This is a genomic window from Mesomycoplasma ovipneumoniae, from assembly GCF_035918255.1.
Lineage (GTDB): Bacteria > Bacillota_I > Bacilli_A > Mycoplasmatales > Metamycoplasmataceae > Mesomycoplasma > Mesomycoplasma ovipneumoniae_A.
On sequence record NZ_CP142136.1, the window covers coordinates 715,800 to 731,941 of the forward strand.

The 16,142-nt window shown below is 28.3% G+C and carries 6 protein-coding genes; 4 read left to right on the forward strand and 2 right to left on the reverse strand.

The window, feature by feature from the left end; all coding sequences use genetic code 4:
• Positions 1-199: 199 nt before the first annotated feature.
• Together U3G01_RS02495 and U3G01_RS02500 are read right to left on the reverse strand one after the other, a co-directional pair.
• Positions 200-6,217 (reverse strand): SGNH/GDSL hydrolase family protein, encoded by a 6,018-nt coding sequence (locus U3G01_RS02495; protein WP_255030721.1) that lies wholly within the window; start codon positions 6,215-6,217, stop codon positions 200-202.
• Positions 6,218-7,429: 1,212 nt separating this feature from the next.
• Positions 7,430-8,812, reverse strand: coding sequence for a DUF2130 domain-containing protein (locus U3G01_RS02500; RefSeq protein WP_255030720.1), 1,383 nt, complete (start codon positions 8,810-8,812; stop codon positions 7,430-7,432).
• Positions 8,813-8,952: 140 nt separating this feature from the next.
• On the opposite strand from U3G01_RS02500, the gene U3G01_RS02505 reads away from it, so the two are divergent.
• From U3G01_RS02505 to U3G01_RS02520, 4 genes are all read left to right on the forward strand, one after another.
• Complete coding sequence (locus U3G01_RS02505; protein ID WP_010320822.1) at positions 8,953-9,288, forward strand: hypothetical protein; 336 nt, start codon at positions 8,953-8,955, stop codon at positions 9,286-9,288.
• A 202-nt stretch (positions 9,289-9,490) separates the two neighbouring features.
• Positions 9,491-12,007, forward strand: coding sequence for a ribonuclease J (locus U3G01_RS02510; RefSeq protein WP_255030719.1), 2,517 nt, complete (start codon positions 9,491-9,493; stop codon positions 12,005-12,007).
• Positions 12,008-12,010: 3 nt separating this feature from the next.
• Positions 12,011-14,854, forward strand: coding sequence for an excinuclease ABC subunit UvrA (uvrA, locus tag U3G01_RS02515; RefSeq protein WP_255030718.1), 2,844 nt, complete (start codon positions 12,011-12,013; stop codon positions 14,852-14,854).
• A 683-nt stretch (positions 14,855-15,537) separates the two neighbouring features.
• Positions 15,538-16,113, forward strand: a complete 576-nt coding sequence (locus U3G01_RS02520) for a hypothetical protein (RefSeq protein ID WP_255030717.1) — start codon at positions 15,538-15,540, stop codon at positions 16,111-16,113.
• The last annotated feature ends 29 nt before the right edge of the window (positions 16,114-16,142 follow it).

Consider the following 16,142-nt stretch of genomic DNA (forward strand, 5'->3'; position numbering starts at 1 on the left):
ATTAAAAACAATACCACCACAAAGATAAATTTCTAACCATTTGATTTTTGCAAAACACAGGCGGTAAAAGTCTTGATTAATTAGGAATCTCAATTTTTATGAGATAATCTAAAATAAGTTTTAAGGAGCAAATTCATCTAGGATTGGCTAAAGGATGAATTATTTATTGTACTAAAATTAACTATAAATTAAATAAAACTTATCTTGTTGTAGTTGGATTTTCAAATTTATCAGGATAAGTTCCATCATGAATTTGTTGAAAAATTTGGTCTCTTAATTTAGGCTGACCGGTATCATGAGAAAATCGATTATTTTCAGAATTATAATAAATCATTGTTAACATATCATTTAATTTTAAATCTGAAGATTTGTAATAGGTGTTTCAAACCCAACCTGGAATTTTTACAGGATTACCTATTACTTTATCAATAAAGTTTTTATAATCAGCATCGGTATTTTTAGTTTTATTTGATTGTTCGCCATTTTGTAACGATGTACGAATTATTTCGGATGCAGTATAAGAAGACAAAGCACCACCGTAAAATGCCCAAGTTTTAACTGCAAGCTTAGAAATTCTTGACTCATATGTATAAAAAAGAAGGATTAACACTAATCTATAAAGAAATCTTCCCTTCGCGGTGTCTTTAAAGTTATCAATTGAAATTTTTGCCTTTGTTTTTTCAGAATACCATATTTTGTGAAATAACTTTGAAATTGCGTCTAATTGAGAATCTTTTCCACCGGCGCCGGATCCATTATTTCCACCGGATCCACTATTTCCGCCGGACCCAAAAACTTCCTTTAATGAAATTCCGGTGTATTGTATGTTATTTAATTCATTTAGAATCGGAGAGTTGTTATCTTTATTTGCAGAATCTCATTTTGGTGAGGTGAGAAAAAGTGTATCAAAAAATTCGGCAAACAACTGTGTCGATATTTTTTGTCCTTTTGGTGTGTTTATTGATAAATTTGTCTCATTTATCAAGTTTTGGGTTTCTGTTTGTGAAGTTGGTTGAACAGAATCATCAATTTTTGGTTCAATTTTGATTACTAAATCAAGATTGAGAACTTTTGAAAGGTCTAATTTATTAAATAAGGTTTCAAAAAAACTTTTTGCTTGTTGGGTAGTATCTGAATTTTTAATTGAATCAACTATTTGATCCAAAATACCAGAAATAAGGGGATTTTCAAGACCAAGGCCAATAAATTCTCTTAAAAATTTTTTTAGTATTTCTCTTGGTTTTTCAATTTTAAAACTAGAATAATCCTTATTGTCATCTAAATTTAGCTTTAAATATGAGGCAATCACATCAATCACTAAATCAGAAAATTTATCATTTTTTACTAAAAAATGCACCACATATCATAAATATGATTTTAAAAATTCACTATTATTTTGTAGATCAGATTGTTGCTGACTTTGGTTGGTTTGAGTTGCTGATTCATCCTTTAAGAAACTAGCCAAAAGGGAAGAGAAGGTTTTTACATCTTTAAAAGCCATTAAATTTTTATTTATATAGCTAAAAACTCTAAAAATTAAAACTTTGTTTGCAGAATCTGGTAAAAATTGCAATAACAAATCTTTGAGTAATGGCTCAATTTGCTGTTTTTTTTCTTGTGACAAATTGCTAAACAGTGAAAAACTACTTACATCACCAATAGCTAAGGAATTAATTTTTTCTTTAAAAAACTTAGATTGGAAAATTCTAGTTATAACTTTTCAAAGATTATCTTTTTCAGGTTGTTCAATTTTATTATAAACTGATGCAACTTGTTTAATAAGTTCAACAATAAATTCTTCATTTGCAATTTCAGATTCTAAAAGCAAATTAAAATTTGAAAGTGAAAAATCTCCGCTAGTTAATCTGCTTAAAACTGAAATAAACTTTGTAAGTAATGCATTTTCTTTTGTATAATTTGCTTCGGCTTGGGGCGAGGTTATTTCGCTAGAAGTTGCTGTTAATGAAGAATTTTGGGATTCTTCAGTATTACTAGTATCATTAAAAAGTTGAGTATTTGCTGGTGCTTCAGAAAAATCCTGGCTTACATTAACAGTGGCGGCTTCAGGTGAAAAAAGTCCTTTTGGATCAATTTCTTCCTTGTAAAAATTATCAAGATTGTTTTGTATTATTTCTTTGACTAATTTAAACAACGGTTGGAATTCAGTTTTTTCAAATTGAGTTTCAAATAGTTTTCCTGCTAGTGTTCCAAAATTATCAATTAAAGTGTCATTTTTCTCATCTAATTTAACAATAAATTCACCAATAATTTTATTAAAATATTGTTTTTCAAATAATGTTTTAATTAATGAAAGGTTATTTAGTGGTTTTTGGATTTCTGCTTTTGCAACTATTTTAAAATAGGAATTAAACAAATCTTTTAGTGCCGGCGATTGTAAAAATCAGTCAAAAATTGGCATAACACTTTCAAGATATTCTTGTGGAATATTTGCTAAACCTGCCCGAATCTGTTCAGAAATAGGGTTACTTCTAACAACTTCGGAAATCAAAGTTGCAATACTATCTTGAGAAATTGTGCTTTGATTTTCGCTATTATCTAAAGTATTTGTTTGCTCTGTTGAATAATAATTATTTGCAATATCGACGCTAAAACTGTCAAATAAAGTCTCAAGAACTGGTTTTTTAGGGGTTGAATTACCTGAAATTGCATCAAATATGATTGAAATTAAAGCTTTTATTATTAATGGTGAATGAGTTTTTGATTGATCACTAAAATCAAAAGTTGATTCTTTTAATTTTGAAAAAATATCACGCACTAAATCCAAAATTGTCTTAACTGAATTTTCTGACAAATTTAATTTATATTCTTGCAAAATTACTTTTAAAAATTCAGAAATTGAATTTCAAGTTGAAGAATCTCCTAAAAAAAGGGTAAAAACTTGCTCAATTAATTGAGTATTTTGTTTGAGAAAATTTTCAACTAGTGAATTAAAATTTGGATGTAATTCAAATGCCTTTTTGTCAAAAAAATACTCAATAAGTTTTGAAAGTAATTGTTCAACTTGTTTTGATTCGAAAAAGTTAGTTAAAACATTTAAAAGTGAATTTTGAATTTTAGGGTTGCTAAAAAAACTATTTTGGTTTAATTTTTCAAGAAGTTGTTTGTGTAAAAATGACTGTCCAAAAAGGTTTTTGAAAAATAAAACTAAATTCTCATCTGAGATTTTAGTTTTGAAATCAAGACTTGCAAGATTTTTTAAGAGTGTATAAATTGTATCTTGAGTAAAAAAATTATTTAAAAAGTATGAAGAAAAATTTTGAAAAGATAATGCTTCATCAAGTGAAGCGATTTTACGAGAATATTGTTCAATTTCTAGTGGATTTTGTTTTTTCTCGGCCTCATTAAGACGAAATTTTACTGAATTATATTCGTCAGAATTTTCTTTATAAAAAGCTTCAAAATTTTCTAAGGCTACCTTTACAAAACCAAAAATTAAATTATCAGTCGAAGCTGATCTATCTTGTTTTCAAAGTTGATATTTAACTTGAAAATCTTGAAAAATTAGTTCTATTATTGATGTAAAAGTTGCAATTGATTTTTCATTTAATCCTTGTGAGCCTAATGAATTTGAAATTAAACTAGTAAGGTTGGTTAAAAATTGACCATTTTCTACATTTCTAGCAATAAATTCGTAAATATTTTCCTCAAGTTTTGGCAAATTATTAGCTAAAAACTGAAAGCCAAAACGATTTAAGTTGTCAATTTGTCGATATGTGCTTTTATTTATTAAAAAATCGTTAATCGCTTGATTTACAATGTCAGCAAGTGGTTTAAATGAATTTGAAGACAAAAAATCTTTGAGTGAGTCAAAAAAGAATGAAAAACTAGCAAAATTAGGGTTTGAATCATCGATAAAATTACTTAGGTCAAATTTTGTTAAAATTGGGTAGAATTTATTAAGTAATTTTTTTAGTGAATCAATTTGGTTTTGACTTAAGTCAAAACTTAGAAGTTCGTGAAATAAATCAAGTAAATTTTTTGAATCTTTAAAAAAAGTTGAGTAATTTGTATAAATTTGCTCTGAAAAAATTGAAGTAATATTTTCAGCGATATCAGTAGTTTTGATTTGTTTGATCACGCCTAAGAAATTTTTTGCTGCTTGGTCATTTAATTTAGCCCAAACATTAGTGCGAACAACAACATCGGCAATTGAAACTAAAAGATCAACAATTGAAGTCTGATCTGCCTCATTCAAATTAAATTCAAAATTATCGTTAATAATTGTTACTAATAATTGAACAGATTCATGATGTTTTAGTGTTTCAGAGATAAAATTTCGGATAAAAGCAACATTATCATTGTCATTGTCAGGATTTTCTAAATAAGTACGGATTATTTCCTGAAAATTCTGTGAATTTTTATAGTCTTTTGACCGAAGATGATAATCAGTAATTATTTTAGAAAATAATTTTCTTATCGAATCAAAAGTAAAAACAATTTTTAAATCTTCCTTATTTTTAAGGTCGATTTTAATAATGTTATTTATTAATAAATCTTGGACAATTGTTTGGCCAAAAATGGATGCAAAAATTAAATCTTTAATTTTTTCAGGATTGTTATCTGCAAATTCAGAAGTTACAACGGTATTTAGAACATCAATTATTTGTTTTTCGTTAAAATCAGCAAAAATATGACTAACAAGGCCAGAAATTGTTGCTTTTTCTCAATTTTTGTTATTAGTTACATCTTGGACATAGGACTGAAAACGGTCAATTATTTGACTAAAAAAGCCACTTGAGAAAATTTTTTGCAAAATTTCGGTAAAAGAAGCACCGGTTTTTTGGTTTTCTTGTCAAAAATTAGTTAAAATTTTTTGCACACTTGAATTATTTTGAACAGCTAATTGGATAAAACGGTTTAAAAACGCGCCAAAATTATTATTTAGTATCACGTTTACAAAATTTTGTATCGGCGAGTTTTCAGCTTTTTTAATATTTTGAATAGTTAATTTTTCAATTTCAGAATTTTCTGAAATAAATTTTTCAGGTGAATTGTCGACCGTTAAAGCCTTAAAAATCTCTGAATTTTGACCTAAATTTAGAATTCGACGGTAAGAATTAATGTCTTTTTGGACATATTTTTCGTCTCATTGTAATTTAGTATTTGCCTTGTTTTTGAATTCTAGGTCTTGTTCAAAGGCTAATTTAAACAGCAAATCTTGGGCCATTTTTTTATAGCCCTTAGTTGATGGGTGAATGTCTAAGTCGTTTGTAGCAAATTCGGAGTGTTTATCTTGCCAAATTGATTCATTGTATAAATCAACATAATTTACTTTTTGGCTTTTTGCGGCTTTTTGGATTGTTGAATTCAAGCCTTGTATTATTAAATCAGCATAATTTTCTGGAACGCCAATTTCGTTTGTGAGCATTTTTTCAAAAAATTTAATAATTTTTGAAGACAAAGAATTATATCCAACTAAAACTATTTGTAAATCAGGGTTGATTTTTCGCAAACTTTGAATTAATAGTTGTAAATTTCTGTAAATTTTTTGATTTGCAATTTCAATGTTTTGGTCAAATTCAAAATTTACCTCAGCTTTTGTTGCAAGTTTTTGCATTGGCTTGGCGATTGTGCGAAAATCAATAGCTTCGATTAAATCATTTGCACCTAATGAAAGGGTTAGCAAATTAGAATTTTGAATTTTTTTATGTAGTTTTGGGTAGCTATTTGAATTAAAATCACCAAAAACTTCACGAATTTGCTCGCCATATGGTGAGTCTAATTTTTTGTCTAAATGATAATTAAAATGAAAATGTGTCTTATCAGAATGTTTATAAAATTCATTTTCGGGATTAAGTAAATAAAGTCAATCAGTGACTGTTGTTCAAGAAAGAGCCAAATTATCAAAGGATTTAAGCGCATTTGGTTTTATTTTTTGAATAAAACTAGCAAAAAAGGCTGGATATGAGAGTCCATTAATTTTGTTATTTCCGTCAATTTTTCCACGGAGATCAAGTGAATAATCCCAATTAAAACCGGCAGAAATTGAATCACCTATTGATAAATAGTTAATTTGATCTAAAAGTTTTTCAGTTTGTTGGTCTGAATGGGTTACTGGTATATTAAAGTGCTCGGTTTTATCGCGATTTTTTATACCAATCAAAGTAATTCCAGAGATGGCCAAAGATAAAGTACCAAAACTTAAAAAGATTTTGAATGCTTTTGAAAAATCAGGTTTGGAGATATTTTTTTTCAATATTTTACCCCACTTCTTTTTGTTATTCCAGATTTTTTTAATACAAATCGATATTAGATTGGTCCAATTAGATTAGGAGCAAACTAGAAAAATTAAATTAAATTATACACTAAATTAATGTAAAAACGCAGATAATTATCATTTTTCTATATTTTATTTTAAATTCCTCTGTTATTTTTTCATAATATGTTAATTTTTTTCAGAAAGATGCTTAATTGTGTATTTTTTTGTTTGCACGGAGATTTATTTTTCCACAGGCGCTTGTCAAACTTTTTAGCCATTTTATAAGGTTTTTTTGTCAATTTCTTATTAAATTATTATCATATACATGTTAAATTCGTCTAAATTCCATGCAAAATGCAAAAATTGGATTTTTATCCCTTTAAATTCAGCAATTTTGATCTATTTAGTTTTTTAACTGTCAATTTCTATTATTTGATTTTAACACAGCTTTTTGATTGTGTCTGAAATTAATATATTAATTTATCAAATATTTTAATTATTATTTTATATGAAAAAACTCCGCGGTTAACGGAGTTTTTTCATATGGTGGAGGTGCGGGGATTCGAACCCCGATCCAATTAAAATAATTTATTGGAGTCGACAGTTTAAATTTCATTATAAAAAGGTATTTATAAAGGTATAAAAATATAATAATTTATAAAAAAGAATAAGAATATGTTAATAAAAAAGAATAAGAATAATAAGAATTAAGAATAAAGAATAAGTTAAGAATAAGAATTAAGAATTAATAAATCAAAGGAGTTAAATAGTCCTGTATTTTAAAAATGTATTTGAAAACCAAAAACATATATTTACTAACTATTTTAGTACTTACAGGGAAAACTTAATATATTGAATTAAGGAAGATATATTATCGAAATAAAAAACTTATAGGTTTTATTATGAATTAAAGTGTTGCAAAATTTAATTGGGTATTCATTAATGAGTGATTAAATGTTGCATCATCATTAGCTTTAATTGAATCTTTTGCGTTTAGATTTACATTAGTATTATGGTCTACCAAACCACTGCATCCAAAAAATTTTTTTAATTGTCAAAACCAGAGTCACCCCCATTTATGCTATAGCTATTTCAAAGTATTTATAGAAATAGCTATAACACATTATAACATATTTTTTAATTGGTATTAAAAAAAAAAAAAAATTAACTACATGGATTCGAAATTAATATCAATAATCGGTTTTTAAATTATAAATTGGGATTATTTTTATTAATTTTGTCAATTTTTTCAGTTATTTTAGTAATTTTAAATGCATCAATTTTTTGTGTTAAATTATTTAAATAGCCTTCGACAATTTTATTAAGGTTCTCTTGAATTTCGCCAGCATCCTTGATAATTCTTTCTGCTAATGATCTACTTTTTTCTGCTTTAGTGTTAATTTTGTTTATTAATGCTTTTAGTGTTTTTTCTTTTCAGTCATCAAACTTTTGAATGATTTTACTTGCATCTTCAAGACTTTGACTTTGAATCTCTAATTTATTTTCTTTTAGAATTATTGATTTTAAAAGCATTAAAAGCGCTAAATAAAAATGTGGACGGCAAATGAAAATTTTTTCATAATTAGGGGCGACATCAATTGTAAAGTATTTTTCAGGTTCAAGTTCTGTTACTAAAATAGCATAGCTAGCATTTTTCTTTTTACGGTCTTCCTCAATTTTTTTGAAGAAATCTTTGTTTTTTTGTTTTCCAGATTTTTCTTTTGATTCAGATTTTGCTTCTAAAATGATTTTTGTTTCAACATTTCGACTTTGATCATTAATTGTAAAAATAAAGTCGGATTTTGTTGCTTTTTCCCCTGGTTCACCCTTAATATTTACGGTATCTTTTTTTAGTTCAACAACAACTGAATCATTGTCATCTTTACCAAAAGGAAAAACATCTCTATACCTTTCTAAAATTCAGTTTTCTAGATTTTCTCCTATTTGTTTTGAACTAATATTTTTATATTTATATTTATTTAATTCCTCTTCTAGGTCATTTATTTTGGTATCTTTTTCGTTAAGGGAATGTTCAAATCCTGCTTTTACATCAACGGTTGTTTTTTCACGCACTTCAGCTATTTGTTCCAGCCATTTTTTCTCGGTATCTTGCTTAAATTGCTCGTATTCTTTAGATTGAACAGATAAAAATTTCGCTTCCTTTTCTTTAATAGCGCTATTAATTGTGCTATCTTGGTATTTTTCCATACCATTAATTTTTTCTTGCAGTTCTTTAATTGTTCCTTGCATTTCAGCGATTGTAATATCTTTTTGACCAATTTCTTCCGAATGTTTTAAACTTAAGTCTGCTTTTACCTTATCATTTTGGCCTTTTAATTTTCCAATTTCCTCTCTAAGATTTTTATTTTCCTCTTTTATTTTTTTAATTTCAACATCATTTGCATAAATATCGTTGCGAATTTGGACAGTATATTCACTTAATTTATTTTTTGTTTGATCGTCTATATAATTTTGTACTTCACTTACAAGGGAAAATCAATCACCTTTCTTGGCATCCTCTAGAAGTTGGTATGTTAGTGTTTCTTTATTAATTAATTTGACTTTTATTTCATTGTTTTTCTTTATTTCCATAGCACAATTAATTTTAACACATATTTAAAAATAGGCAAATTTTTCAAATTAGATAAAAAAAATTAAAAATGCGGTATAATTAAATCTTAGTTAATTTAAGAACGACCTTAAATTAAAACAGTCAAGCTAATTATCTTAAAATGAAAAATAAAAAGAAATCAAAAGAAATTCACTTTGGTGAATGAGATCAAATATTAAATTTAACTCAGAGTCAAAAAAATAATATTTTTTCAAATTTTGATTTTGATGATAAAATAAGTTTTGACTTTCACGGTTTAGACACTCAAAAAACAGTAGCAATTGTTGAAAATTTAATGTTTGAGTTTAGAAAATCCAATAAAAAATGTATAAATCTAATTTCTGGTGTTGGTTTAGGACATGTTCGTGAGCAAATTTTGGATAGTTTATCATTTTATTCTAACGAATTTGTAATTGGGTTTGAAAATCAAGGTCTAATTCGTGTTTGCAAAAAGTAAATTTTAGAAAAAACTAAAATTTTGTTAAAATTTGTTTTTATTTAAATTCAAATGAAAGCAATCTAATTTTTAGTCTAACGGTTGTGACTAAAAATTATTGTTAGTTTGAAAATCATTTTTATAATAAATAATTCATTTTTATAAATTTAGAATTTATTATCCCTTGAAAAATATAATATTTGATAATTATGACAGGAAAAATATGTCACTAACTACTAACCCAACCCGTTTTTTTGGTCTTGGCGGAATGCAAGAAATTGGGAAATCAACGCTTATAATTGAAGATAATTATGATATTGTAATTATTGATGCTGGTATTAAGTTTGCTAACCTTTTTTCGACAGGAATCAAAGGAATGGTTCCAAATTACCAATATCTTTTAAAAAATCAAGCAAAAATTCGCGGTATTTTTATCACCCATGGTCATGAAGATCATATTGGCGGAATTGTTTATCTTGTTCAAGAAGTTCAAATTAAAAAAATTTTTGCCCCAAAAATTGCAATTGAATATTTAAAAGCCAAATTTGTTGACCATAAAATTAAAAAGGAAATTGAGTTTGTTGAAATAAAAAAGGACGATGTCTATTATTTTGAAAGTTTTAAAGTCGACTTTTGAACTGCTCAGCACTCAATTCCTGATGCCTTTGGTGTTCGAGTAACTTCAAAACATGGTTCAATTATGTGTACTGGTGATTTTCGTTTTGATTATACTCCAATTGGAAATTACACTGATTTTGATAAGTTAAAGCAAATCGGGAAAAACAATCTGACAGTACTTTTTTCAGATTCAACAAATGCAATGCGGCCAAACCACTCACCCTCTGAGCGTGACATTCTTGCTGATATTGAAATGCATATGCGTGCGGCAACAAGAAAAATTATCATTACCGCATTTGCCTCAAATTTAACAAGAATTAAGGCGCTAATTGAAATTGGAATTAAATTAGATAAGAAAATTCTTGTCTTTGGGAGATCAATGGTAAATGGGATTAATATTGGTCGGCGTTCTGGCTATATTAATGCTCCTGATGAGGCTTTTCTTGGTAAAAATTTATCAGGTGTTGAAGAAAATCAAATGCTAATTTTAACAACCGGATCTCAAGGTGAACAACTAGCTGCTCTTGATCGAATGTCAAACAAAAAACACCCTAAAATCAGCATCGAACCTCGTGATATGGTTATTTTTTCTTCATCGCCAATTCCAGGAAACAAAATTAAAATTGAGCATTTAATTAACCGACTTTATAAATTAGGCGCAATTATTAAAGAAAACGGGCCTGATGGTTATCTTCATACTTCAGGGCATGCTTATAAATCTGAACATGAAAAAATTTTCCAACTAACAAAGCCAAAATATTTTTTCCCTTATCATGGCGAATACCGAATGGCTCTTGCTCACTCTCAAACGGCAATTGAATCTGGAGTTAATCCAAAAAATGTGATAATTCCGGATAATGGTGAAGTTTTTGAAATTGTTAACCAAGAAGTTCGTAAAACCAAGAGAAAAATTCCGTGCGAGCCTATTTACATTGATGGAGATACAATTTCACGTGATAATTCGCGGATTATAAACGAACGTCAATACATGCGTGAAAACGGTGTTGTTTTTATTTTTGTCCCTTTTGATAAAAAAAATAATGAAATTAAAGGTAGAATCTCGATTATTACAAAAGGTGTCTTTTCAATTCGAACAGGAAGCCCAATTATTGCCGACATTAGGCGAATTAGCTATTCATCAATTCGTTTTTTTGTGCAAAAAGATCCAAACTGATCAATGCCACAATTAAAACAACTTTTAAAAAATAGATTGGGTTCATATTTTCATCGGTCAAAACGCTGAAATCCGGTTGTTTTGTCAAAATTCATTTTTGTTGATGAAAAATTTGATTTTTTAGCCAACTATGAACAAAAAGAAGCGGAAAAATTTGTTGATTATAAAACAGTGCAGACAAAATTAGCAAACCCAGTTAATAAAAAAGTTGTCAAACCAAGTTCAAATAATAAATCTTCTAGCACAAATCAGCAAAAAAATGGCAATTCAAGCGAAAATGTAGCTGTTAAGCCGAATAATTTAGGCAAAAAAAATCTAAATTATTATAATAAGCAAGAAAGTACAAATGAAAAATTAGCCAAATCAAGTAAAAAAAATATTCCAAATAAAATAGCAAAAAAATCACTAAATTCGCAAAATATTCTAAAAAATGAGGCTCAAGCTAACTCAAACCACGAAATAACTTTTGTTAATAGCGAGTCTTCTCTAAATAAAAAAACACGGATTCAATCAAAAAAACCTGACTATTTGACAACAAATTCAAGCAATTCTGGGGATAATTTAAATAGTAAAAATATTCATCCAAAATCTAGAAAAAATCAAAATACAGCAAATTTTAAACAACTTTTTCCAAAAAATATAAAGCAAAATCCTGTTACTTTTTCAAAAAATGCTGATAATGATAATTTTGAAAACTTAAATTATCGTAATAAAAAATATAATAAAAACAGTAAAAATTTAAATCCAAATTTTGTTAAAAAGCAAGCGTCTCACCTTAAAAACACTAAAATATGCCCGGTTTTTTACCCTAAAAGCCCTGATTCTACGCAAGTAACTTTTCATAAAAAGCCAATAACAAGCAAAAAAAATTATAAAAGCCAAAATTTGAATGATAAAATTGGCAAATCTGAAAATTCAAAACCTAAACAAACAACAGAAAGCAATTAAGAAATGTTCAAAAATAAAGACACGCATAATTTTATTTACATCAAAGGTGCAAGTGAGAACAATTTAAAGAATTTTGACCTTGTAATTCCTAAAAATAAATTAGTTGTCTTTACTGGGGTTTCAGGATCAGGAAAGTCATCTTTAGCCTTTAATACAATTTATGAAGAAGGAAAACGACGTTATATAGACTCTTTGAGTTCATATGCCCGACAATTTTTAGGCGGAACTAAGAAACCAAAAGTTGAAGCTATTTACGGACTTTTGCCAACAATTTCTGTTGAGCAAAAGACAAGTCATAACAATCCCCGCTCAACTGTTGGAACAATTACCGAAATTTATGACTATTTTCGGCTTTTATTTGCCAAAATTGGTAAACCTTTTTGCCCTAATCATAAAGCTGAAATTGTTCCTCAAAAAATTGTTAACATTTTGAATTCAATTTTGTCACGGCCAAAAGGTACTAGAATTGTGATTATGGCTCCTGTTGTTCAATCTGAGCGCGGATCTCACCGAAATTTAATTGAAAATCTTAAAAATCAAGGTTTTTTGCGGCTTAAAATTAATGATGTTACATATTATCTTGCAGATGAGATTAACCTTGATCCAAAGCAAAGACACACAATTTCTGTTATTATTGATAGATTTATTCTTGATGATGATGAAGAAACTAGACTTCAATCTTCACTTGAATTAGCATTTCAAATGGGAAAAGGAATTGCTCTTTGCGAGTTTGATGATTCTGAAGTAGTTAGATTTTCAAAATTACAGGCTTGTCCTTTTGGTGATTTTGAAATGCCAAGTCTAGAAAATCGACTTTTTTCATTTAATTCACCTTATGGAATGTGCAAAACTTGCAAAGGATTAGGGACAAATTTAGAGGCTGATTTTGATCTTGTTGTTCCTGATAAAAATTTGTCTATTAACCAAGGTGCCATTAAATACTTTGGAAAATCAATAAATACAAAATCATTAGAATGGCAAGAGCTGCAAATTTTGCTTGAGTATTTTGAAATTTCACCTGATAAAAAAATCAACGAACTTACTAAAAAAGAGCTTGAAATTATCAATTATGGCTCAAAAGAATCAATTAATTACTCGTTAGTTTCCGAAAGTGGAAAAAGATATGATTATTTTCGGCCAATTGAAGGTATTTTAAGTCGAATCCAGCGTAAATTTTGGGACACAACTAGCGAAGATCTTCGTCTTTGATTTAAAAAAATGATGTCTGAATTTTTGTGTAGCACATGTCAAGGTGCTAGACTAAATAATTATGCTCTTGCAGTAAAAATTGAAAATTATAATATTTTTGAATTATCGCAGCTATCTATTAAAAATCTTATTGAGTTTTTTAAGAATTTAAATTTATCTGACTTTGATCAACAAGTTTCAAAATTGATTCTTTCAGAAATTCGCGATCGACTTTCTTTTTTAGATAATGTTGGACTTTCATATTTAAATTTAAGCAGATCAGCAGCAACACTTTCTGGAGGAGAATCGCAAAGAATTCGGCTTGCAAGTCAAGTAGGATCGCAATTAACTGGGGTACTTTATGTTCTTGATGAACCTTCAATTGGATTACATCAAAAGGATAATGACAGATTAATTGCGACTTTGAAAAAAATGGTTGAAATTGGCAACAGTTTAATAGTTGTAGAGCATGATCTTGAGACTATTTTAGCTGCTGATTATTTAGTTGATATAGGCGCTAATGCTGGTGAAAACGGTGGGTATTTAGTTGCTGCCGGAAAACTTGAGGACATTGAAAACGAACCAAAATCGATTACAGGACAATTTTTAACTAATAAATTAGCAATTCCAGTTCCTAAAAAACGTCGCAGTGGTAACGGAAAATTTATAATTATCGAAAAAGCAAGAGAAAATAATTTAAAAAAAATCAGTATAAACATTCCTTTAGGTAAATTTGTCGTTATAACAGGGGTATCAGGTTCAGGTAAATCAACATTGGTAAATCAAATTTTGGTTAATGGGATTGCAAAACACCTGGGCGGAACAAATATTCGTGTTGGAAAATGTGATGAAATTAGGGGACTTTTTAATATTGACAAATTAGTTGCGGTCAATCAAAGCCCAATTGGAAGGACGCCTCGCTCAAATCCAGCGACATATACATCTGTTTTTGACGATATTCGCGAGATTTTTGCAAACACCGAGCAAGCAAGATCGCTTGGATTTTCTAAGTCAAAATTTTCTTTTAACTTGCAATCCGGAAGATGCGATAAATGCCAAGGCGATGGGCAAATAAAAATTGAAATGCATTTTATGCCCGATATATATGTTTTATGCGATAACTGTCAAGGAAAAAGGTATAAGCCTGATGTTCTACAAATTCGTTTTCACGGTAAAAATATCGCAGATATTCTCGAATTAACAGTCTCAGCGGCACTTGAATTTTTTCATAACTGGCCAAAAATTGTTACAAAATTGCAAACTTTGGTTGACGTTGGTCTTGGATATATAAAATTAGGTCAATCAGCCACAACACTTTCAGGTGGAGAAGCTCAAAGAATTAAATTAGCAACATTTTTACAGAAAAAACCAACAGGAAAGTCACTTTTTGTTCTTGATGAGCCAACAACAGGGCTGCATAATTATGACGTTGCAAATTTAATTAAAGTACTTGATAGAATAGTGGATAATGGCGATAGTGTCGTGATTATAGAGCACAACTTGGATGTAATTAAAGTTGCAGATTATATTATTGACCTAGGACCTGAAGGCGGACAAGAGGGGGGAAATATTGTTGCAAAAGGAACTCCGGAGGCTGTTGCAAAGGTAGAAAAATCCTACACTGGCGCTTATTTGAAAAAGATTCTAAACGTTAAATAAGCCCCTTAATAGAAAAACCACCAAAAAAAGTTTTGGTGGTACAGTTTTTTGCTTTAACTACAACTGCAAAGTCAAAGAAGTTCATTTGAGCGGTTTGAACATAACCAAAGCATAACATACCTAAAAGGTAGCTCAAAGATAATTATACAGTATTTTTAAATTTTCAAAAATATTTTTTTTTTTTTTTTTTACAGCAATTTTACGGGTCAATGAATAAAGGCTTCTAAAACAAATAAAAACCCGCAAATTTGTGGGTTTTTTAAATAGAAAATAATCAAATTGAACTGCAAATTTGTAAAAAATAATGCTCATGATTTGGCAAAAATTCAAATTTTTGCAACATACAGCAACATTTTTGCAAACCTTGAATAGTAAAAGCCAGTCAAAATTCCTTAAGTAATCTTTATTGATTGAGCGGTTTTTTCTTTAATTGTAATTAAAAGAAATTATGCTCAAATTAATAAAGCAACTATCAAATTTTTATCGTGGATTTAGATAGAGAAGATTCTTGCAGGTGATAAAAAAATCTCTACTTGAGAGTATATAATATTAAAAAGTGATTATTTTTTACTTTTTGGTTAACAAAATGAAATTTTAATAGAAAAATATAGTAATACTTGCATAATTATTTTGCTATAATTTTATTTGCTTACTACTTACTCTAATAAAAAATAGGAGAATATTTGAAAGTAAAATTAAAAATTTTCATAGGCTCTAGGATGAGACTAGCTCCTATGTCTTTTTTGGTTGACTGTGGATTTCAAAGTAATGATGATGAAATCCTTTTTAGAACTTCTCAAGGTTTGCCAGGAGCACTTATGCAAGCTTTGACGGGAGAAAATCAATTGGTAGCATATTATAATAAAATCTTGAAAAATAATCAAGATTTTGTTCTACTTAAATCTCAAGTTAACCAAGAAAATCTTAACAAACTAAAACAATTAGAGCAAAAATACTTGCAAGAAATTAATCATCAAGAAAACAAAAAAGGAATCAGTGTAAAACAAACAGACAGTAGTAAGATTCACTGAGATCCTTATTTAAAAGCGCTGAATTTAGTAAATTCAGTAATTATTTGGTTGAAATCAATGTTGAATTTTCTTAAATCACAAAATACTAGGCTTGTCTGGAAAACTAAAAACAAAAGTATAGCACAAATTTCTAAAAAAATTAAAGATGTATTAGTTCAAAATACTGCTCTTAAAAATCCAATGATTACTGAAGCCAATAAAATTCTAGAACAATTGACGGTAGCATAAAATCTACTAATTAGTCAAAAAAGTCTATA